Source organism: Pseudomonas sp. NPDC089407, from assembly GCF_044900445.1.
GTDB lineage: Bacteria > Pseudomonadota > Gammaproteobacteria > Pseudomonadales > Pseudomonadaceae > Aquipseudomonas.
This window is the reverse complement of the sequence record NZ_JBJDNB010000001.1, coordinates 133,296-153,734: the sequence shown is the minus strand read 5'-3', so window position 1 is coordinate 153,734 and position 20,439 is coordinate 133,296. Positions and strand designations below refer to the sequence as shown.

Annotated in this window: 16 protein-coding genes and 1 pseudogene; 2 read left to right on the top strand and 15 right to left on the bottom strand. The window is 62.8% G+C overall.

Annotated features, from left to right (window positions below; genetic code table 11):
• Positions 1–181 precede the first annotated feature (181 nt).
• Positions 182–1,030 (bottom strand): TIGR03915 family putative DNA repair protein, encoded by an 849-nt coding sequence (locus tag ACI2KG_RS00900; RefSeq protein WP_404660418.1) that lies wholly within the window; start codon positions 1,028–1,030, stop codon positions 182–184.
• Positions 1,021–2,241 (bottom strand): putative DNA modification/repair radical SAM protein, encoded by a 1,221-nt coding sequence (locus ACI2KG_RS00895; protein ID WP_201201468.1) that lies wholly within the window; start codon positions 2,239–2,241, stop codon positions 1,021–1,023. Before ACI2KG_RS00895 ends, ACI2KG_RS00900 begins: the two co-directional genes overlap by 10 nt.
• A 143-nt stretch (positions 2,242–2,384) precedes the next feature.
• Between ACI2KG_RS00895 and mqo the strand changes: the two genes are divergently transcribed.
• Positions 2,385–3,950, top strand: coding sequence for a malate dehydrogenase (quinone) (gene mqo, locus ACI2KG_RS00890; RefSeq protein WP_404660417.1), 1,566 nt, complete (start codon positions 2,385–2,387; stop codon positions 3,948–3,950).
• Between the two features lie 354 nt (positions 3,951–4,304).
• Here mqo and ACI2KG_RS00885 read toward each other — a convergent pair.
• From ACI2KG_RS00885 to yghU, 8 genes and pseudogenes are all read right to left on the bottom strand, one after another.
• Positions 4,305–4,445: pseudogene (locus ACI2KG_RS00885) on the bottom strand (NAD-dependent epimerase/dehydratase family protein); the annotation flags it as partial.
• Positions 4,442–5,779 carry a UDP-glucose dehydrogenase family protein gene (locus ACI2KG_RS00880; protein WP_404660416.1) on the bottom strand — a complete coding sequence of 446 codons (1,338 nt, stop codon included), beginning with the start codon at positions 5,777–5,779 and terminating at the stop codon, positions 4,442–4,444. The pseudogene ACI2KG_RS00885 and the gene ACI2KG_RS00880, both read right to left, overlap by 4 nt.
• A 257-nt stretch (positions 5,780–6,036) precedes the next feature.
• Positions 6,037–7,281 carry a saccharopine dehydrogenase family protein gene (locus tag ACI2KG_RS00875; protein WP_016394970.1) on the bottom strand — a complete coding sequence of 415 codons (1,245 nt, stop codon included), beginning with the start codon at positions 7,279–7,281 and terminating at the stop codon, positions 6,037–6,039.
• Positions 7,282–7,314: 33 nt separating this feature from the next.
• Entirely contained in the window at positions 7,315–8,412 is a 1,098-nt protein-coding gene (locus ACI2KG_RS00870; RefSeq protein ID WP_400615962.1) for a carboxynorspermidine decarboxylase, read from the bottom strand.
• 497 nt (positions 8,413–8,909) lie between these two features.
• The gene (locus ACI2KG_RS00865; protein WP_404660415.1) at positions 8,910–9,827 is read right to left on the bottom strand and encodes a pyridoxal-phosphate dependent enzyme; all 918 of its coding nucleotides are present in this window, start codon (positions 9,825–9,827) and stop codon (positions 8,910–8,912) included.
• Positions 9,824–10,498: a transcriptional regulator gene (locus ACI2KG_RS00860; RefSeq protein ID WP_404660414.1), complete on the bottom strand. Its 675-nt coding sequence runs from the start codon at positions 10,496–10,498 to the stop codon at positions 9,824–9,826. Before ACI2KG_RS00860 ends, ACI2KG_RS00865 begins: the two co-directional genes overlap by 4 nt.
• A gap of 186 nt (positions 10,499–10,684) precedes the next feature.
• Positions 10,685–12,388: an amidase gene (locus ACI2KG_RS00855; RefSeq protein ID WP_404660413.1), complete on the bottom strand. Its 1,704-nt coding sequence runs from the start codon at positions 12,386–12,388 to the stop codon at positions 10,685–10,687.
• A 293-nt stretch (positions 12,389–12,681) separates the two neighbouring features.
• Positions 12,682–13,521 carry a glutathione-dependent disulfide-bond oxidoreductase gene (yghU, locus tag ACI2KG_RS00850; RefSeq protein ID WP_404660412.1) on the bottom strand — a complete coding sequence of 280 codons (840 nt, stop codon included), beginning with the start codon at positions 13,519–13,521 and terminating at the stop codon, positions 12,682–12,684.
• A 200-nt stretch (positions 13,522–13,721) separates the two neighbouring features.
• Here yghU and ACI2KG_RS00845 point away from each other — a divergent pair, with 200 nt between their 5' ends.
• The gene (locus ACI2KG_RS00845) at positions 13,722–14,759 is read left to right on the top strand and encodes an alpha/beta hydrolase family protein (protein ID WP_404660411.1); all 1,038 of its coding nucleotides are present in this window, start codon (positions 13,722–13,724) and stop codon (positions 14,757–14,759) included.
• On the opposite strand, the gene ACI2KG_RS00840 is transcribed toward ACI2KG_RS00845, so the two are convergent.
• The 5 genes from ACI2KG_RS00840 to ACI2KG_RS00820 form a co-directional block, all read right to left on the bottom strand.
• A complete protein-coding gene (locus ACI2KG_RS00840; RefSeq protein ID WP_404660599.1) occupies positions 14,730–15,923 on the bottom strand; it encodes an MFS transporter in 1,194 nt (397 codons plus the stop codon). The genes ACI2KG_RS00845 and ACI2KG_RS00840 overlap by 30 nt on opposite strands.
• Positions 15,924–16,169: 246 nt before the next feature.
• On the bottom strand, positions 16,170–17,756 hold the full coding sequence (locus ACI2KG_RS00835; protein WP_400615944.1) for an ABC-F family ATPase: 1,587 nt from the start codon (positions 17,754–17,756) through the stop codon (positions 16,170–16,172).
• Between the two features lie 20 nt (positions 17,757–17,776).
• Complete coding sequence (locus ACI2KG_RS00830; protein WP_404660410.1) at positions 17,777–18,970, bottom strand: tyrosine-type recombinase/integrase; 1,194 nt, start codon at positions 18,968–18,970, stop codon at positions 17,777–17,779.
• 212 nt (positions 18,971–19,182) lie between these two features.
• A complete protein-coding gene (locus ACI2KG_RS00825) occupies positions 19,183–19,560 on the bottom strand; it encodes a hypothetical protein (RefSeq protein WP_404660409.1) in 378 nt (125 codons plus the stop codon).
• Between the two features lie 56 nt (positions 19,561–19,616).
• On the bottom strand, positions 19,617–20,411 hold the full coding sequence (locus ACI2KG_RS00820; protein WP_404660407.1) for a DNA-methyltransferase: 795 nt from the start codon (positions 20,409–20,411) through the stop codon (positions 19,617–19,619).
• Positions 20,412–20,439 lie beyond the last annotated feature (28 nt).

Below are 20,439 nucleotides of genomic sequence, written 5' to 3'. Positions count from 1 at the left end.
ACTGCACATAACTCATTGAATTAGCAGGGACACTGTGGGAGCGGCTTTAGCCGCGAACACCGCGCAGCCGGTGCCATGCACCGCGTTGGATTCTTCGCGGCTAAAGCCGCTCACAGGGTGCGGACCGCTTGCGAACTCAGTTCTGTGCGCGACAGCGCAGCCCCGAGGGTTGGGCGATCTCCTACACCGACCGCGCAGGCTTGCTGATTTGCTTGCCGATCTGCGAGGCCACTTCCTGGGCTTGGCCATCCCGTTGCTTGCCTTGGCGTGCCAGGCCTTCAAGCTGGGGGATCAACATGCCTTCCGGCAAGTGCCGCCAGAACCGCCCGGGCATGTGCAGGCGCAGGGCGTCGGGGTTGAGGCGGGCAGGGTTGAAGGTGTGGCGGTAGTAGGTGCGCCATAGCTCCGCACCCGGGTCTTCGGCGTTGCGCGACCACTGGCGCCAGGGCTCGGGGCACTGTCGCTGGTAATCGAAAGCCTGGCCGTCGAAGCGAATGCCGTCCTGGGGCGTGGCGATCAACCAGCGCAACCGCCCCAGGCGGTCGGCGAAGTGCGGGCTGGCGCTCTGCAGAATGTCATGCGCCGGTTCGTGATAAGCCACCAGATCAAGCTGCAGATGTTCAACCAGTTGTTCAGGCAGCGGCACGAAACGCACAAAAGCATGCAGGTGATGGGCTTCGCGGGTCACTTGCTTGATGCGCCGCTGCAGCTCACTGCCCAAACGGTCCCCCGCCAGCATCGCCGTGCGGTCGCCGTGGGCCACGCGCCATAGCACCTCGTACAGCAGGTTCCAGCGTTGCTCGCCACGGTAGCACGAGGCCTGTTCCAACTGGCTCAACAAGGCTGCCGGGACCTTGGCCCGGAAAGGACCGGGGCCATCAGGCAGCGCTGTCGGCACCGCCAGCAGGTCTGCCATCGGGCCTTGCGACCAGGTGACGTGCGAGGGGTCGATGCCATGCCCCAACAACACCCGGGCCTGATCGCGCCAGGTGGTGAACAGGTCGTCGCAATCGAGCGCAATCACCCCCACAACCCCATTTGCACCGGCGCTTGCGGTTCACGCAAACGCGCACGCAGCAGGCCGCTACGCAATTCAGCCTGGGCCGGGCGGTAGTCGCTGGTGACGATGAACGGGCGCGCCTTGTCCAGCACGCAGCGCAGCTGAATCAGATCGTCATAGCGGATGCGCCGCTCCCGCCGCAGGGCCACCAGGCGCTGCACGCTGCGCAGGCCAATGCCGGGGATGCGCGCCAGCAGCGCAGGTTCCGCGCGGTTCACGTCCAGCGGGAAGACGTCGCGGTTGGCCAGCGCCCAGGCCAGCTTGGGGTCGATGTCCAGTGCCAGGTTGCCGCTCTGGCCCAGCAGCTCGCCGGCTTTGTAGCCATAACCACGCAACAGGAAGTCGGCCTGGTACAGGCGGTGCTCGCGCAGCAGCGGTGGCGCGGCCAGCGGCACGCTGCCGGGGCTGTCGGGGATCGGGCTGAAGGCGGAGTAGTACACGCGCTTGAGGCCAAAGCCTTGATACAGCGATTCGGCATTGCGCAGCAACGTGCTGTCGTCGGTGCTGTCGGCACCGACGATGACCTGTGTGCTTTGCCCGGCCGGGGTAAACCGCGGCGCCCTGGGCTCGTTGGCCACGGCCTGCTGGCCCTGGTGAATCACGCCCATGGCCTGGCGAATGGTGTGCGCCTGTTTCTCGGGTGCCAGGCGCTTGAGGCTGGCGTCAGTCGGCAGTTCGATGTTGACGCTGAGCCGGTCAGCCAGGCGCCCGGCCTCTTCGATCAGCAGCGGGTCGGCATCGGGGATGGTCTTGAGGTGGATATAGCCGCGGAAGTTGTGTTCCTCGCGCAACAGCCGGGCCACGCGAATAAGCTGCTCCATGGTGTAGTCCGCCGAACGGATGATGCCAGAGCTGAGGAACAGGCCGCTGATGCAATTGCGCCGGTAGAAGTCCAGGGTCAGGCGCACCACTTCCTCGGGGCTGAAGCGCGCACGCGGCACGTTGCTGGAGCGGCGGTTCACGCAGTACTGGCAGTCGTACAGGCAGAAGTTGGTGAGCAGCACTTTCAGCAGCGATACGCAGCGGCCGTCGGGCGTATAGCTGTGACAGATCCCCATGCCATTGGTGGCACCCAGGCCCTCGGCGCCACGCGAATTGCGCTTGGGCGCGCCGCTGCTGGCGCAGGAAGCGTCGTACTTGGCGGCGTCGGCGAGGATGCCGAGTTTGGCGATGAGTTGCATGGGGCTGACCTGCGATACTGAATATTCATACAGTATTTTGAGAAGTGCCTGAATGCAAGTGTTTATGTGCCCGTCATACCTGACTAAATCCGTCAGCTAAGCTTGTGGCTTAACTTACGCTGGCACGAGGCGCGGGAGAGGTTATGAAGATCACCATCAAGCCCAAACTGGCATTGGCCGGGCTGGCGTTGGCCATCGGCACGCTCAACGCCCAGGCAGCGGAAACCAGGAAGGTCGATGTACTGCTGGTGGGTGGCGGCATCATGAGTTCCACCCTGGCGGTGTGGCTCAACGAACTGGAGCCGGGCTGGTCGATGGAAATGGTCGAACGACTGGACAAGGTGGCCGAGGAAAGCTCCAACGGCTGGAACAACGCGGGCACCGGTCACTCGGCCTTGGCAGAGCTGAACTACACGCCGGAAAAGGACGGCAAGATCGACATCAGCAAGGCGGTGGAGATCAACGAGTCGTTCCAGGTAACCCGCCAGTTCCTGGCCTGGCAGGTCAAGCAGGGCGTGCTGAAGAACCCGCACTCGTTCATCAACACCACCCCGCACATGAGTTTTGTCTGGGGCGATGACAACATCCGCTTCCTGAAAAAACGCTACGAGGCGCTGCAGGCCAGCCCATTGTTCAAGCCCATGCAGTACTCCGAAGACCACGCGCAGATCAGCAAGTGGGTACCGCTGATGATGGAGGGCCGCGACCCCAATCAGAAACTGGCCGTGACCTGGACGCCGATCGGCACGGACGTCAACTTTGGCGAGATCACCCGGCAATACGTAGGGTACCTGCAGACCCGGCCGAATTTTGATCTCAAGCTATCAACCGAGGTGCAGGACATTACCCGTAACGGTGACGGCTCCTGGCACGTCGAGTACAAGAACCTGAAGGACGGCAGCAAGGCGGCCACCGACGCCAAGTTCCTGTTCGTCGGCGCTGGCGGTGCGGCATTACCCTTGCTGCAGAAGTCCGGAATAGACGAAGCCAAGGATTATGCCGGCTTCCCGGTGGGTGGTTCGTTCCTGGTCACCGACAACCCGGCCATCGCCCAGCGCCACATGGCCAAGGCCTACGGCATCGCCGCCACTGGCGCACCGCCTATGTCGGTGCCGCACCTGGATACCCGGGTGCTCGATGGCAAACGCATGATCCTGTTCGGCCCGTTCGCCACCTTCTCGACCAAGTTCCTCAAGCAGGGCTCTTTGCTGGATCTGCTGGCCAGCACCAGTGTGCACAACGCCTGGCCGATGGTGCGGGTCGGGGTGCGCGAGTTCGACTTGGTGCAGTACCTGATCGGCCAGGTGCTGCAATCCGACAATGACCGTTTCGAGGCGTTGCGCACCTACTTCCCCGAGGCGAAGAAGGAGGACTGGCGGCTGTGGCAGGCGGGCCAGCGGGTGCAGATCATCAAGAAAGATGAGGCATTGGGCGGCGTGCTCAAACTCGGTACCGAGGTGGTGGTGTCCAAGGATCGCAGCATTGCCGGCTTGTTGGGTGCTTCGCCGGGCGCCTCGACCGCGCCGCCGATCATGCTCGATGTGCTGAACAGGGTGTTCAAGGACAAGGTGGCTTCGCCAGAGTGGCAGGCGAAGTTCAGGCAGATCATTCCATCGTATGGCATGCGCCTGAATGACCACCCGGACGAGGTGCAGAAGGAGTGGGCGTATACCAACGAGGTATTGCAGCTCAACCCGCCTGCGCCGTAATTTCAGGCCGCTCTCATGGGACAAATCGTGACGGTTTGATTTGGCACAAACTCTGTGGGAGCCTGGCTTGCCGGCGATGGGCTGCGAAGCAGCCCCAATGCAGGCGACACCATTTTGACGGACTGTGATTGACTTGAGATTTTTGGGGCCGCTGCGCAGCCCATCGCCGGCAAGCCAGGCTCCCACACCGAAAGCGAGTTCTTTGAGCGACAGCACAGTCCGGGAGGGTTGGGCGATCTCCTACAGTCATTTCCCGGTCTGCACCGCAACGGCCTGCAGGTTGCCGGGAACATCACCCCAGCTGGGGGTACGGTCGCTGCTGCCTTCGTCGACCACGACCACGTCGGCAAAGCCGCACTGTTCTCGCAGGCGTGCCCTTTTCAGTTCGACGCTGTAGTAGGCATTTAGGTTGTCGATGCCGACCACTTCGATGCCGGCCTCGCACAGCCGGCGCGCGAGGTGAAAACCGATAAAACAGGCAACGCCTGTGATCAGTACGGGCGTGCCGGCTGCGCCTGGCCACGGCCGATGCCGTAGTAAGTCAGGCCGGCAGCGGCCATATGTTTGGGCTCGAACAGGTTGCGCCCGTCGAACACCACCCGGTCGGCCAGCAGCTGCGGCACCTTGTCCATGTTGAGCACGCGGTAGTCCTGCCATTCGGTAACGATCACCAAGGCATCGGCGCCCTCCAGTGCATCGTCCTTGCAGGGCACCAATTGCAGGTCGGCGCGCGCGCCGTAATGGCGCTGGATTTCTGCCATGGCCTGCGGGTCATGGGCTTGAACCCGTGCGCCAGCGGCCCACAGCGCTTCCAGCAACACTCGGCTGGCAGCCTCGCGAATGTCATTGGTATTGGGTTTGAACGACAAGCCCCACAGGGCAAATACCTTGCCCCGCAGGCCACCGGGATAGTGGCGCTGGATCTTGCTGAACAGCCGGCCTTTCTGCCGCTCGTTGACCGCCTCTACCGCGCGCAGCAGCTGCGCCTCGAAGCCTTCGGCCTCGGCACTGCGGCGCAGGGCTTGCAGGTCCTTGGGGAAGCACGAACCACCAAAACCGCAGCCGGCGTAAATGAAGTCGTACCCGATGCGCGAGTCCGAACCGATGCCGCGGCGCACCATTTCGATGTCGGCGCCCAGGTGCTCGGCCAGGTTGGCGATTTCGTTGATGAAGGAAATCTTGGTCGCCAGCATGCAGTTGGCGGCGTACTTGGTCAGTTCGGCGCTGCGCGCATCCATGACCATGAGTTTTTCGCGGTTGCGGCTGAATGGCAGGTAGAGTTCACGCAGCAGCTCCACTTCGGCCGGCTCGGCGCCACCGATGATGATGCGCTCCGGGCGCATGCAATCGTCCACGGCAGAGCCTTCCTTGAGGAACTCCGGGTTGCTGATGACCTGAAAGCGGCTGCTATCGGCCACGGCCTGGGCGATGCGCGCCTTGATGCGGTGTACCGTACCCACCGGCACTGTGGACTTGTTGACGATTACCTTGGGCCCGTCAGCATGTTCGAGGATGCTGTCGACCACGGCAAACACGTGTTTCAGGTCGGCGCTGCCATCCGCCTGTGGCGGGGTGCCGACGGCGACGAACTGCAACCTGGCGTAGTTGGCAGCCTGGCCGGCGTCGGTGGTGAAACGCAGGCGGCCGCAGGCCAGGTTGCGCTCCAGCATCGGGGCCATGCCGGGCTCGAAGATCGGGCAATGCCCGGCGCTGAGGGCGGCGACCCGCTCGGCATCGACATCCATGCACAACACCGAATGCCCCACCTGGGCCAGGCACACTGCCTGGGTGAGGCCGACGTAGCCGGTACCGAAAACCGTGACCTTCATTTGACAGCTCCTTGATAGGAAAGCTGAGAAAAAATGTCACATCGGTGTGTAGATATTGTTACTTGGGCGAGTTGTTCTTGAATGTGGAAATGGGGCTAGCTTGGGCCGGCCTATTCGCGGCGGTTCGACGCCTCGATGAACCCGCTCCTACATGGACTTCACAACGGACGAGACTGTGGGAGCGGGTTCACCCGCGAATAGGCCAGGCCTGCAAAAGCAGAGGGGGCGCCCTGTTGGCGCCCCCTCTGTGTTACCGCTTAGGCTTCAGCGTCCCAAGGACGGTCACCTTTTTCATCCTTGACGCGGGTCGGCAGGCCCATCACGTCCAGCGCCTTGAGGAACGGCTCGGCTGGCAGTTCCTCGACGTTGACCATGCGCTTGGCATCCCACTCGCCACGGGCAACCAGCAGCGCTGCAGCCACTGGCGGTACGCCGGCGGTGTAGGAAATGCCCTGGCTGTCGGTCTCGGCGTAGGCTTCTTCGTGGTCGGCCACGTTGTAGATGAACACTTCGCGTGGCTGGCCATCCTTGGTGCCCTTGACCAGGTCACCGATGCAGGTCTTGCCGGTGTAGCCAGGGGCCAGCGAGGCTGGGTCCGGCAGCACGGCCTTGACCACTTTCAGCGGTACCACTTCCAGGCCTTCGGCGGTTTTCACCGGTTGCTCGCTGAGCAGGCCCAGGTTTTTAAGCACGGTAAACACATTGATGTAATGCTCACCGAAACTCATCCAGAAACGCACGTTCGGCACGTTGAGGTTCTTCGAAATCGAGTGAACTTCATCGTGGCCGGTCAGGTACAGGTTTTGCGAACCCACCACAGGCAGGTCGTCGGTACGCTTGACTTCGAACATGGTGTTGCTGGTCCACTGGCTGTTCTGCCAGCTCCAGACTTGCCCTGTGAACTCGCGGAAGTTGATTTCCGGGTCGAAGTTGGTGGCAAAGTACTTGCCATGCGAACCGGCATTGACGTCGAGGATGTCGATCGAATCAATGCTGTCGAAATACTGCTGCTGCGCAAGTTTTGCGTAGCTGTTCACCACACCCGGGTCGAAACCGACGCCGAGAATGGCGGTAATGTTCTTTTGTTGGCACTCTTCGAGGTGTTTCCACTCGTAGTTGCCGTACCACGGCGGGGTCTCGCAAATTTTGCCCGGCTCTTCGTGGATGGCGGTGTCCAGGTAGGCGACACCGGTATCGATGCAGGCACGCAGCACCGACATGTTGAGGAACGCGGAGCCCACGTTGATCACGATCTGCGATTCGGTCTCGCGGATCAGTGCCTTGGTTGCCTCGACATCGAGGGCGTTGAGCGAGAAGGCCTGGATGTCGGCGGGTACCTTGAGGCTACCCTTGGCCTTGACGCTGTCGATGATGGCCTGGCATTTGGAGATGTTCCGTGACGCGATAGCGATACGACCCAGTTCGTCGTTATGCTGTGCGCACTTGTGGGCCACCACCTTGGCGACACCTCCTGCACCAATGATAAGAACGTTCTTCTTCAATTTACCCTTTGCTCCTTACTAGGAAAGCCGGTCTTACGACAGGCTGGAAACGTAGTCTTCAAAACCGAACTCGCGGACCACTTCGACGCTGCCGTCGAGTTGCTTGACCACGATGGACGGCATTTTCAGACCGTTGAACCAGTTTTTCTTGACCATGGTGTAACCGGCCGTGTCGATGAACGACAGGCGATCGCCAATGGCCAAAGGACGGTCGAATTGGTACTCGCCGAAGATGTCGCCAGCCAGGCACGACTTGCCGCAGACCATGTAGGTGTGCTCGCCGTCGTTAGGGGCCATCTTGGCGTTGAGGCGGTAAATCAGCAGGTCGAGCAGGTGCGCTTCGATCGAGCTGTCGACCACGGCCAGGTGCTTGCCGTTGTACAGGGTGTCGAGCACGGTCACTTCCAGCGAGGCGCTGTTGGTGATGGCAGCTTCGCCGGGCTCCAGGTACACCTGCACGCCGTAAGTTTGCGAGAACGCCTTGAGGCGCGCACAGAAGGCGTCAACGGCATAGTCTTCACCGGTGAAGTGGATGCCGCCACCCAGGCTGACCCACTCGACCTTGTGCAGCAAGTGGCCGAAGCGCTCTTCGATGTGCGTGAGCATCTTGTCGAACAGGCTGAAGTCACCGTTCTCGCAGTTGTTATGGAACATGAAGCCGGAGATCTGCTCGATCACTTGCTCGATCTTGGCCGGGTCCCATTCGCCCAGGCGGCTGAACGGGCGGGCCGGGTCGGCCAGCAGGTAGTCAGAGCTGCTGACCTGCGGGTTGACGCGCAGGCCACGCACTTTACCTTCGGACTGTTCGGCAAAGCGCTGCAGCTGGCCGATCGAGTTGAAGATGATCTTGTCGCAGTTCTCGAGCATTTCCTCGACCTCGTCGTCGGCCCAGGCCACGCTGTAGGCATGGGTTTCGCCGGCGAACTTCTGGCGGCCGAGCTTGAGCTCGAAGAGGGAGGATGAAGTGGTGCCGTCCATGTACTGCTGCATCAGGTCGAACACCGACCAGGTGGCGAAGCACTTGAGGGCGAGCAGCGCCTTGGCACCGGAGTGTTCACGCACGTAGGCGATCTTCTCCATGTTGCTAAGCAGCTTGGTTTTATCGATGAGGTAATACGGCGTCTTGATCATTTAAAGGCCCCCGGCCAGGCCGGCCAAAAAAAGGACACGCATTGTGCCTTCACTTGCCGCAGACCGAAAGGGCGCAAGGCGTTTTTCCTCTGCGTTGGTGCGGTTGCCGGTAAATTTCCGGCTGTGCTGGGGGGAGTAATACAGAGAGAAGGGAACAGTCTGATGACAGCCTGACCAATGGCAGGGTCGTGATCCAGAATGAATTGCCTGTGCCGGCCCTTTCGCGGGCTTGCTCTAGTGCCAGTCAGTTAAGGCTACTGGGGCTGCTGCGCAGCCCATCGCAGGCAAGCCAGCTCCCACACCGACCCGCATCGGATTCAAGCCATGCGCCATATTGTGGGAGCCTGGCTTGCCGGCGATGGGCCGCAACGCGGCCCCAAATTGCTTAACTGACCGGCATTAGGGCTTGCCCGCTCCCACAGGAACCCCGCCGCCCTAAGCCCTGTGATGTCCCTGTGGGAGCGGGCAAGCCCGCGAAGAGGCCCGCTCAGGCAACCTCAACCAACCTGTTTCAACCAAGCCTGAATCTGTTCCAAAGTAGCGGTAGCGCCACCACAAACAATCACCAACACGTTTTGGTAGCTGCCCAGTGGGTCGGCATCATAAGCCAACGCCAACGCCGCCCCACACGCCGGCTCCACCAACATACGATGATCAAGCAAAAACCGCTCGCAAGCCTCCAACGCCGCGCGGTCGCTGACCAGGTGGCTGTGCACCGGGTGCTGTTGCGTGCAGGCCAGCGCCTGTTCGGCCACCCGCTTGGCACCGAGTGAACTCGCGATCGAAGCAATGCGCGGCAACTCGACCGTGTGCCCGGCCTGCATGGCCGCGTGCAGCGAGGCAGCACCCGTGGTCTCCACGGCCAGCACCGGCACATCTCCCCAGCCATTGCGCTGCAGCCCCTCGACCACACCGCTGAGCAGCCCGCCACCGCCTACTGACAGCACCACGGCATCGGGCTTGAACCCGGCCGCTGCCACTTCGTCGACCAGGCTGGCATGCCCGGCCCACAGCAACGGGTCGTCGAACGGGTGGATGAAGGCATCGCCAGCGCCGACCAGGGTCAGCGCCAGCTCGTTGGCCTCCTGCCAGGAGCTACCGTGCACCAGCACCTTGGCATCCTCCTGGCGCAGTAGCTCCTTGGCCCGTTCAGTGGTGGTCTCGGGCACGACTACGGTCACCGGTACCCCCAGCTTGCGCCCGGCATAGGCGACCGCCAGGCCGGCATTGCCCCCCGAAGACGACACGAAGTGCTTGGCGCCACGGGCCACGTGTACCTCGCAGGCGTGGCCCACACCGCGCAGCTTGAACGAGCCGCAGGGCTGCAGGGCATCGAGCTTGAGCCAGATGTTGCGACCGGCCGCCAGCGACAGTGGGCGCGATTCGATCAGGGGGGTAGGAATGTGCAAGGTCATTGGCTGGCTCCACGCAGTTGTTCGAGGTAGTTGTAGACGGTGTAGCGGGTGACGCCGAGGGCACTGGCAGCCTTCTCGACACCACCCTTGACGATGAACAGGCCACGTTCCTGCATCACCCGCACGGCTTCGACCTTGGCCTGCTTGTTCATCCGCCCCTGCCCGCAGCGTTGCAGCGAGGCCTGGATGATCTCGCTCATCAGCAATTCCATGTCGGCGGGTTCGTTGACGGCGGGTGTGGCGCCCAGGGGCTGGAACTGCTGAAGGAAGTTCATGGCAGCGTCCAGGCCGGTGACATCGGTGTTGACGCACAGGCTGGCGAACGGGTGGCCGCTGCTGTCACGGAAGATGGCCGTGGCGCTGCGCAGGGTGCGGCCCTTGAGCGTAGTGGGGTAGTCGGGCAGCACCACCGGCTCACAGCCGTGTTGGTCGGCCGAGGCCTGCATCAGCGCCTTGAAACCCTGGTCCTGCTCGGGTGCGGCGAGGATCGGGCTGCCGATACTGCGCCCGGAAAGATGGCCGTTGACGATCGCCACCACCGAGTGCTCGGGGTGGTCGAGGTCGTGCAGGAGGATTTCCATGTTGCGCGCGGCAACGCTGCCCAGGGCCTGGATGGCGGCCTTGAGCACGGTGAGGGTGAGCTGGCGTTCTTCGATGGGGAGAATGGGCATGATAGATCGCAAAATCAACGTTTTGTGTATTTTTACACATTAAGTTGAACTTTGCGATCTGTGTTGGTTTTACCGGCCTCATCGCTGGCAAGCCAGGCTCCCACAGGAATTGCACATGACTTGAGGTCCATGCAATCGATGTGGGAGCCGGCTTGCCGGCGATGGGCTGCGCAGCAGCCCTGGTATTTAGCCCAGCGCCGGCGTGCGCGGCGGGATCATGCGGCGCGAGCCGGTCGCTTCGAAGGCAGCACCATAGCTCAGCAGCGCGTTGTCGCTATAAGCGCGCCCGGCAAAGGTCAGCCCCACCGGCATGCCGATGTCGGCCATCACGCCCATGGGCACGGTCACGGTCGGCACGCCCAGGTGACGGATCGCCAGGTTGCCGTTGGCCACCCAGACACCGTTGCTCCAGGCGATGTCCGCCGATGCCGGGTTGATGTCGGCATCCGCCGGCCCCACGTCGGCCACGGTCGGGAACAGCACGGCGTCCAGGCCCAGCTGGTCCATCCAGTCTTCCAGGTCCAGCTTGCGGGTCTGCTCCAGGCCACGCAGGCCGTCGGGCAGGGTTTCGATCTGGTCCCAGGTCTTCAGGCCACGCTTGGCCATGTTGACGTACTCGTCCATGCCGGCCGCCAGGTCGTCCTCACGGTTGGGCAGGGTGCCCGGGTCGTGCGGGAAGATCTGCGGGCCGTCGACGTCGGCCAGGCGGTTAAGCTTGGGGTCGCCGTTGGCGCGCAGGAAATCATCGAAGCCCCAGCCCGACAGTTCCCACAGCTCGTCATGCAGGAACGCCTTGCTGACGATGCCACGGTTGTACACCGTTGGCGCACCCGGGCGATCACCTTCGCAGTTGGATACCAGCGGGAAGTCCACTTCCAGCACTTCGGCGCCAGCCGCCTCCAGAGCCTGGCGGGCTTGCTGCCAGAGGTCGATCACGGTAGCGCGGGTGTTGATGCGCTGACCGGTCGGGCCGCCGATGCCTGGTTTTTCGGAGGTGCCGGCTTCGCTGTCGGCATTGATGTACATGCGCGGTACGCCAAAGCGCTTGCCCTTGAGCGAGCCGGCATCCACCGCCAGGTCCAGGTACGAAGCCGGGCGCACCGTCGAGGCTGCCGGGATCGGCACCCAAGGTTGCAGGCGCCACAGGTCGCCGCGCGGGTCAGCGTCGTCAGCAACCACCACGTCGAGAATTTCCAGCAAGTCGGCCATGGTGCGCGCATACGGCACCACCACGTCCATGGTCGGCGTTAGCGGCCAGTTGCCACGCACCGAAATCACCCCACGCGACGGGGTGTAGGCGCACAGGCCGTTGTTGGACGCCGGGCCGCGGCCGCTGGACCAGGTTTCTTCGGCCAGGCCGAAGGCACTGAAGCTGGCAGCGGTGGCAGTGCCGGCACCGTTGGACGAGCCGGAGGCGAACGGCGCAGTCAGGTAATTGGCGTTGTACGGGCTTTCGGCGCGGCCATACACGCCACGCTGCATCCCGCCGTTGGCCATTGGTGGCATGTTGGTCTTGCCCAGGCACACGGCACCGGCCGCGCGCAGGCGTTCGATGGTGAAGGCGTCGCGCTGGGCCACCAGGTCCTTGAAGGCCGGGCTGCCCGATGCAGCGGTCAGGCCCTTGACCAGGTAGCTGTCCTTGGCGGTGTAGGGGATGCCGTCCAGCGGGCTCAGTACCTGGCCCTTGGCGCGGCGGGCGTCGGAGGCCTCGGCTTCTTTCAGCGCCTGTGGGTTGCGCACCACTACGGCGTTCAGCGCGGTGGCAGTGTCGGCGCCGTCGTAGGCGTCGATACGGGCCAGGTAGGCCTTGACCAACTCGACCGCCGTCGTGCGGCCCGACTCGAGCGCGTCGCGCAGCTCGGCAATGGAAACCTCGGTTACCTCGATCATGCGTTCACCAAAAAAATGTGCAGGTGGGGGCTATTGCGAGGAGTGTACAAGAAGGGCATGGCGGACGCAGGTTTGCGCGGGGGCAAATGGTTTGTGCAGGTGGGCATTGTCGGGGCCTGTACTGCTCCCTTCGCAAGGCGACGCGGTCCCCTGTAGGAGCGGCCTTGCGTCGCGATGGGCTGCAATGCAGCCCCAGGTTCTCAGCGTAAATACACAGATTGCCGGGGCTGCTTCGCAGCCCATCGCGACGCAAGGCCGCTCCTACAAGGGCTCGCGTCAGCCGGCTGAGAAGGTCAGTCCAGATCCTGCGCGGAATGCCGCTCTGGCACCTGAGTGCCTTCATCCCCCCAGGTGCGGTTCACCCGGGTACCACGCTGCACCGCCGGGCGCAGGGCAATTTCCTCGGCCCAGCGCTGCACATGCGGGTACTCGTCCACCGCCAGAAACTCCGCTGCGCCATACAGGTTGCCGCGCACCAGCTGGCCATACCACGGCCACACGGCGATATCGGCGATGCTGTATTCATCGCCGCCCAGGTAGCGGCTTTCGGCCAGGCGGCGTTCAAGCACATCCAGCTGACGCTTGGCCTCCATGGTGAAACGGTTGATGGCGTACTCGATCTTTTCCGGCGCGTACACATAGAAGTGGCCAAAGCCGCCACCCAGGTAAGGCGCCGCACCCATCTGCCAGAACAACCAGTTCAGGCTTTCGGTGCGCGCCGCTGACGACTGGGGTAGCAAAGCGCCGAATTTGTCCGCGAGGTATAGCAGGATCGAGCCGGACTCGAACACCCGCACCGGCGGCTCGACGCTGCGGTCGAGCAGGGCGGGGATCTTCGAATTGGGGTTGATCTGCACGAAGCCGCTGGAAAACTGATCGCCTTCGCCGATGCGAATCAGCCAAGCATCGTACTCGGCACCGATATGGCCCAGGGCAAGCAACTCTTCAAGGGCGATGGTCACCTTGACGCCGTTGGGCGTGGCCAGCGAATACAGTTGCAGCGGGTGCTTGCCCTGCGGCAGGTCCTTGTCGTGGGTCGGGCCGGCAACCGGGCGGTTGATGCTGGCGAACTGGCCGCCGGAGGCTGCGTCATTGCGCCAGACTTTGGGTGGCACGTAGGCGGGCTTGCTCATGCATGAAACTCCTTCAATGGCGCTAAAACGGTCACGTAAAGACGTTGACCTGCATCTATGCCACGGGTTCGCCGTCACGCGCAAATGCATAGGGCGCACGCACACCGTGCATGACGTGGGTTTCATTCAGTTTTCATCCGGCGCACGCCGTGCGGGTCCTATGCTGGCATATCGCTTCACCCGCAAGGAGCTGCCGGCCGATGACTATTCCCCGTTGCGTGTTGGCGTTGGCCCTGCTCGGCGGCCTGCTGGGCCATGCCGAGGCTGCGCAGTGGGCAGCCGGCTTGCACCACATGACCTTGCCCGACCCGGTCGATAGCCGGCCCATGCAGGCACTGGCCTTCTACCCGGCGCTCGGCCAGGCCCGCAGTACCCGTATCGACGGTTACCCGATCGAGGTAGCCGAAGAAGCCCCCATTGCCACGGGGCGGTTCCCGCTGCTGGTGCTGTCGCATGGCAATACTGGCAGCCCATTGGCCCTGCATTACCTAGCCACCTCGCTGGCGCGCCAAGGGTTCGTGGTGGTGGCGGTGGTGCACCCCGGGGACAACGCCCGCGACCACAGCCGCCTTGGCACCTTGAGCAACCTTTATGGCCGGCCGCTGCAAGTCAGTGCCGCGATCACTGCGGCCCGCGACGATGGCTTGGTGGGGCCTTACCTGAATGACGGCAAGGTGGGTGTAATCGGCTATTCAGCGGGGGGGGAAACCGCGTTGATCCTGTCCGGCGCGCGCCCCGATCTCGACCGCCTGCGCCAGTACTGCCTGGAGCGCCCGAACGACGCCGACGCCTGCAAGACCCACGGCATACTGATTGCCGACCGCAGCGAACTGGCGCCCGAAGCCGACCCGCGCGTGGGTGCAACCATGTTGATGGCGCCGCTGAGCCTGCTGTTCGGCCGCCATGCCCTGGCCGGGGTGCGGGTGCCAGTACTGATCTACAGCGGCGACAGCGACCAACTGGTGGCTGTTGACCGCAATGCCGAAGCCTTGGCCCGCAAGCTGCCGGTCACACCAGACTATCGACTGTTGGCAGGTGCCGGGCATTTCGTGTTCATGGCTCACTGCGATGCCGAGCAGTACGTGCGGATGCCGGCGCTTTGCAAGGACGCCGACGGTGTCGACCGCCGGCATATCCACCACTCCCTGCAGCGTGAAACCGCCGCGTTTTTCAGTGAGGCGCTGGGCGCGCCGGAACTGGCCGCACGTTTATCTGCGACGGGCGCGTCGCGCCAGTAGCAGCGTCAGGCCAACGCCGGCCAGCGCGAGCAGGGCGGCCACGCAGAAGATCGAGGCATAGCCCAGGTGCACGGCAACAGCCCCCATCACTGGCCCGGCAATGGCCAGCGCCAAGTCGAAGAACACCGCGTAAGCGCCCAGCCCCGCTCCGCGGCTGCTGCTAGGCACCTGCTTGATCGCCTCGACACCCAATGCCGGGTACACCAGCGACAATCCGAAACCGGTCAGCCCCGCACCCACCAGTGCCCACGGCGGCGAGGGTGCCAGCCACAGCAGGCCGAGGCCGAGCACTTCGGTGGCCATGCAGGCAACCGCCACGTTGTAGCCACCAAAGCGGTTGACCGCATTGACGAACAACAGCCGCGAAATGATGAAGCACACGCCAAAGGCACTGAGGCACCAGGCCGCACCGGCCCAGCCGCGCTCAAGGTAATACAGTGTGACAAATGTGGTCAGGGTGCCGTAGCCGATCGAGGCCAGGGTCAAGCCCAGGCCACACGGTGCCACACGGCCGAAAGCCGACCAGAACGGTAGGCGCTCGCCGCGCACCACCACCACATCGGGGCGCTTGCGCAGCACCAGCAGGGCAACGGTTGCCAGCACCAGCAGCGCCGGCCCCAGCACGCTGAAGTCCAGCCCGTCCACGGCCAGCACACCCAGTGGCGCGCCGATGGCAATTGCGCCGTATGAGGCGATACCGTTCCATGAAATCACGCGGGCGGTGTGCTCAGGGCCGACCTGGCTGATACCCCAGCTGAGGGTTGCAACACCAATCAGCCCTTGAGCGATACCCAGCAGCAAACGGCCGCCGAGCAGCAGTGCCAGGCTGAGCAGCGGCAGGTTCAGGGTCCAGGCCGACAGCAGCGTCAACACCCCGCAGCCGGCAATGCCCAGCAGGCCAAAGCGGATGGCTTGCTTGCCTCCCAAGGTGTCTGCCACCTTGCCGGCAAACGGGCGGCTGAGCAGCGTGGCCAGGTACTGCAGGCCAATCGTCACCCCAGCGATCACTGCGCCAAAGCCGAGCTGGTCGTGCACATAGCTGGGCAGCACCGCAATCGGCAGGCCGATGCAGAGGAAGGCAATGAAGGTGTAGAAGACGATCGACAGAATCTGCAGGGTGATGTGCAGGGTGTTGCTGGTGGGGGCGGGTTGTTGCGCGGTCATGGGCTCGTTCGCGGGCAGGCGGTTGGGCATGGTCCCATCATGGCCGTTGCGCGCAGGAAATGAAAGCAGGCTAACGAATTATTCGTCGGGTAGTGCCAGCCTGTGGGATAGGTGGTGGGTTCTTCGCGGGTGAACCCGCTCCTACGAGGACCTCCACATGTCCGCAGGCCCGGAGATCCCTGTAGGAGCGGGTTTACCCGCGAAGAGGCCGGCCCAGCCACCCAAGATGGCCAGGCTTACCTTCAATCAGACCAACACACCCTGGCTACGCAGGTAGTCATCGTAAGTACCGCTGAAGTCCACCACACCATCGGGCGACAGCTCGATAATGCGCGTGGCCAGCGACGACACGAACTCGCGGTCGTGGCTGACGAACAGCAGGGTACCTGGGTAGTTTTCCAGCGCCAGGTTCAGCGCTTCGATCGATTCCATGTCCAGGTGGTTGGTCGGCTCGTCCATCACCAGCACGTTCGGCTTCTGCAGGATCAGCTTGCCGAACAGCATGCGGCCTTGCTCACCACCGGAAATCACCTTTACCGACTTGAGGATCTCGTCGTTGGAGAACAGCATGCGCCCGAGGGTGCCGCGGATCACCTGCTCGCCGGAGGTCCACTGGCCCATCCAGTCGAACAGGCTCACGTCGTCTTCAAAGTCGTGGGCGTGGTCCTGGGCGTAGTAGCCCACCTCAGCGCTGTCGGTCCACTTCACCGAGCCGGCATCCGGGGTCATTTCGCCGACCAGGGTGCGCAGCAGGGTAGTCTTGCCGATACCGTTGGGGCCGATGATCGCCACGCGCTCGCCCGCTTCGACGGTAAGGTCGAAGTTCTTGAACAGCACTTTGTCGTCGAAGGCTTTTGCCATTTTCTCGACGACCACGGCCTGGCGGTGCAGCTTTTTGGTCTGCTCGAAGCGAATGAACGGGCTGACACGGCTGGAAGGCTTGACCTCGGCCAGCTGGATCTTGTCGATCTGCTTGGCGCGCGAAGTGGCCTGCTTGGCTTTCGAGGCGTTGGCCGAGAAGCGGCTGACAAAGGTCTGCAGCTCGGCGATCTGGGCTTTCTTCTTGGCGTTGTCCGACAGCAGTTGCTCGCGCGACTGGGTGGCTGCAGTCATGTACTCGTCGTAGTTGCCCGGGAACAGGCGCAGTTCGCCGTAGTCCAGGTCAGCCATGTGGGTACAGACGCTGTTGAGGAAGTGGCGGTCGTGGGAAATGATGATCATGGTGCTGTTACGCGCCGTGAGGATCGATTCCAGCCAGCGGATGGTGTTGATGTCCAGGTGGTTGGTCGGTTCGTCGAGCAGCAGCACGTCCGGATCCGAGAACAGCGCCTGGGCCAGCAGCACGCGCAGCTTCCAGCCTGGCGCCACTTCGCTCATCGGGCCGAAGTGCTGTTCCAGCGGAATACCCAGGCCCAGCAGCAGTTCACCGGCGCGGGATTCGGCAGTGTAGCCGTCCATTTCAGCGAATTCGGTTTCCAGCTCTGCGACGGCCATGCCGTCTTCCTCGGTCATTTCCGGCAGCGAGTAGATACGGTCACGCTCGGCCTTGACCTTCCACAGCTGGCCGTGGCCCATGATCACCGTGTCGATCACGGTGAATTCCTCGTAGGCGAACTGATCCTGGCGCAGCTTACCCAGGCGGGTGTTCGGCTCGAGCATGACCTGGCCGCCGGACGGCTCAAGGTCACCGCCGAGGATTTTCATGAAGGTCGACTTGCCGCAGCCATTGGCGCCGATCAGGCCGTAGCGGTTGCCGTTGTTGAATTTGACGGAAACGTTTTCGAACAGCGGCTTGGAGCCGAACTGCATGGTGATGTTAGCGGTGGAGATCAAAGGGCTTACCTATCAGTAACTTACGACGCTGGGCTTTCAGCTGATACCGATTTGATACCAATCTTGAGTTTTTCCAGCTCGCTCCAGTCGGAGCTTGAGTTAAGCCAACGGGCATACGTCGACAGCAGCATCTGAACGCTGTGACCCAGCTGTTGGGCGATAAATGCGGGGTTGAGGCCGGACATTAAGCATATTGTCGCATAGGTGTGGCGGCAGTTGTATGGGGGGCGACGCCTGATCCCCAATTCATTCAGCACCGGCACCCACTGTTTGTGCAAATCGGAGGTCTGTCTCACGTACTCGGCGTTCTTTGACGGCGGGAACAGGAAGGGGGTTTCGGTCACCGCTCCCTTGCCATCCCTGCGGCGATCCGCGTACTGCCTGGCGAACTGGATTGCCAGCAACGCCCGATCGTTCAGCAGCACGAAACGATCCCGGCCGGTTTTCGTCCTTTCCTCAACCTCACCCAGTGCGATGGTCCGTTTGACGTGTACGGTCCGTCTCTCCATGTCAATCACATCCCAACGCACGGCCAAGGCCTCCGACAGGCGGAGGCCGGTGAAGAACATGAATTCAAACAGAGCGGCGTAGATGAGGCTGGGCCAGTGCTTGTGCTGGTACAGCTTGTCGATGATGGTGTTGGCTTCTGCCAGGGTGAAAGGATCGATCTCTTTCTTCGAGCGCTTAGGCAGGTCGATCAGCTCGGCGGGATTCTTTGCAAGCAGACCTTCCCGGGTGGCTGCAGTAAGGATGGTGGACAGCCTAGTGATCGCATTGCGCTTCACGTTTGGGGAGGTCCATTCAGTTTCGGCGATGACGCGACGCAGCAAATTGGTCGTGATCAGGTCGACACGGACCATGGCCAGTCGCGGTACCCAGTAGAGGTTCAGGGCGCTCTTGTAGTTGTTGTGCGTGCCCTGGGTGATTTCCCGGCCGTCGAGCCAGAGCTGGGCATACTCGCCGAAGGTCGGCTTACCGCCGACCGCAGCCTGTGAACTGGGGAACAGCTCTGCGTACTTGTCCTGGTCAAGGAGGCCGAGCTTGTTGAGGCTGGTTACCTGATCGCGAAGGTTGGATGCAGCCTTGATCCCTTTTTGTGTCGGGGGATAGGGGAGCGTTTCGCATCGACGGACACCGTCCCATGTGAAACGAATGCGGAGGGAGTTGCGGAAGATTTCGACCCCACAGGGTAAACCCATTGGCTTTCCAGCCATTCGTCATACCTCTTTTTGCTGTAGATGATCCGGCCGCCATGCTTCATCCAGACGCCCTCGGGGATCTTCCCATCCAGACGCCGATGCTCCAGGGAGCGTTTAGTGCAGCCGATCAGTTCGGCTAGTCGTTGCTCGGTGACTTTGTCGACGTCACCGGTGGTTTCGATATCCATGGGATGGTCTCCACGCCGCCGGTGGCGGCAGGTTGGTGGTCAGGCCGTAGCCTTGGCGATGGTCTGCTCGAAGCGCGAGGCCAGTTCGGCGTTGACTTCGGCCTTGGCCAGGCTGTCGGCGGTGCCCTTCGCGCGGTGCAAGGCTTCGTACTTGCGCAACTGGGCGGCAGCGTCGACCAAGTCGGTCAACATGAGCGGCGCCGCGGCGATCAGCTTGGCGTTGGCCCGGCGCAGGTCGCGGCTGAGTTCTGCCGGGCCGATCTCGGTGAAGGTCACGCAGTCGCCGCAATCTGCGATCATCCAGCCATCGGACGGAAGCGCCTTCACGCCGTCTCCGCTGTCAGCGCCCAGGCCGGTGAAGACCTCGGTTTCGTTTAGGACTTCCCAAGGGCCTGGCGTGTGTTTGTGTTTCGTCATGGCAATAGCTCTCCATGCCCGCGCATGTCGGCGGGCTTGAGTAGTTGGGGGAGGGGTTAGGCGCGCGCTTCGAAGAGTTCGATCTGCGCGGCCTGGGTGTCGCGAATGTTGATTGCTTCGGCGATTCGCTGCTGCGCGATGTCGATGTACCCAAGCGGGTTGCCATGTTCGTCGGTGTCTTTCTCGATGCCGATGAAACGGCGGCCCAGTTGAATGCAGGCAACGCCGGTTGTTCCGCTGCCCATAGTGTTGTCGAGCACAACCTGGCCGGGGTTGGTGTAGGTGGCGATCAGGAACCGCATCCAGCTGACCGGCTTCTGGGTTGGATGGAAGTTTGCAGTCTGCTTGTCGCTCGAGAAGAACTGCACCGAGCGCGGGTACCGGTCCGTGGAGTCGTACTCGGTGAGTGACAGAGCCTTGCCGTAGCACTCCGAGTTGACCGTCTTCCGCTTCGCCGTGCGCCGCTGGTGCCCGGTGGTCATCTGCGGGTTGTACACCGGCTGGCGCCGATAGAAGACCTGAGCGCTTTCGTGCGCTCGTAGGGGCTGCTTCTTCGCATTGAGGAAGCCGGTCGCGTTGCCTTTCTCCCAGATCCACTCGTAGCGGTAGTCGCGGGGGTTGCTGGCGACCACTAGCGAGCTGAAAGGCTGGGCCGCGCAGAGGATAATGGCCGCCTCAGGCTTGGCGATTCTCAAGTACTGCTCCCAGAGTGGGGCGAAGGGGATCACCACATCCCAGGCGCACTGGGTGGTGCCATAGGGCAGGTCAGCCAGCACCAGATCGACGCTGGCGTCCGGGATCGACTTCATCACCTCCAGACACTCGCCGTGGTAGAGGCTGACTTCGCTCATCGCGGCCCCCTGTAGATCAGGTAGGCCA

What these genes read in the sequence shown, in the direction of transcription:
- ACI2KG_RS00895 (WP_201201468.1), bottom strand. Translation starts at nt 2,241, where the DNA reads ATGCAACTCATCGCCAAACTCGGCATCCTCGCCGACGCCGCCAAGTAC.
- mqo (WP_404660417.1), top strand. Translation starts at nt 2,385, where the DNA reads ATGAAGATCACCATCAAGCCCAAACTGGCATTGGCCGGGCTGGCGTTG.
- ACI2KG_RS00880 (WP_404660416.1), bottom strand. Translation starts at nt 5,779, where the DNA reads ATGAAGGTCACGGTTTTCGGTACCGGCTACGTCGGCCTCACCCAGGCA.
- ACI2KG_RS00870 (WP_400615962.1), bottom strand. Translation starts at nt 8,412, where the DNA reads ATGATCAAGACGCCGTATTACCTCATCGATAAAACCAAGCTGCTTAGC.
- ACI2KG_RS00865 (WP_404660415.1), bottom strand. Translation starts at nt 9,827, where the DNA reads ATGACCTTGCACATTCCTACCCCCCTGATCGAATCGCGCCCACTGTCG.
- ACI2KG_RS00860 (WP_404660414.1), bottom strand. Translation starts at nt 10,498, where the DNA reads ATGCCCATTCTCCCCATCGAAGAACGCCAGCTCACCCTCACCGTGCTC.
- ACI2KG_RS00855 (WP_404660413.1), bottom strand. Translation starts at nt 12,388, where the DNA reads ATGATCGAGGTAACCGAGGTTTCCATTGCCGAGCTGCGCGACGCGCTC.
- yghU (WP_404660412.1), bottom strand. Translation starts at nt 13,521, where the DNA reads ATGAGCAAGCCCGCCTACGTGCCACCCAAAGTCTGGCGCAATGACGCA.
- ACI2KG_RS00845 (WP_404660411.1), top strand. Translation starts at nt 13,722, where the DNA reads ATGACTATTCCCCGTTGCGTGTTGGCGTTGGCCCTGCTCGGCGGCCTG.
- ACI2KG_RS00840 (WP_404660599.1), bottom strand. Translation starts at nt 15,923, where the DNA reads ATGACCGCGCAACAACCCGCCCCCACCAGCAACACCCTGCACATCACC.
- ACI2KG_RS00830 (WP_404660410.1), bottom strand. Translation starts at nt 18,970, where the DNA reads ATGGCTGGAAAGCCAATGGGTTTACCCTGTGGGGTCGAAATCTTCCGC.
- ACI2KG_RS00825 (WP_404660409.1), bottom strand. Translation starts at nt 19,560, where the DNA reads ATGACGAAACACAAACACACGCCAGGCCCTTGGGAAGTCCTAAACGAA.
- ACI2KG_RS00820 (WP_404660407.1), bottom strand. Translation starts at nt 20,411, where the DNA reads ATGAGCGAAGTCAGCCTCTACCACGGCGAGTGTCTGGAGGTGATGAAG.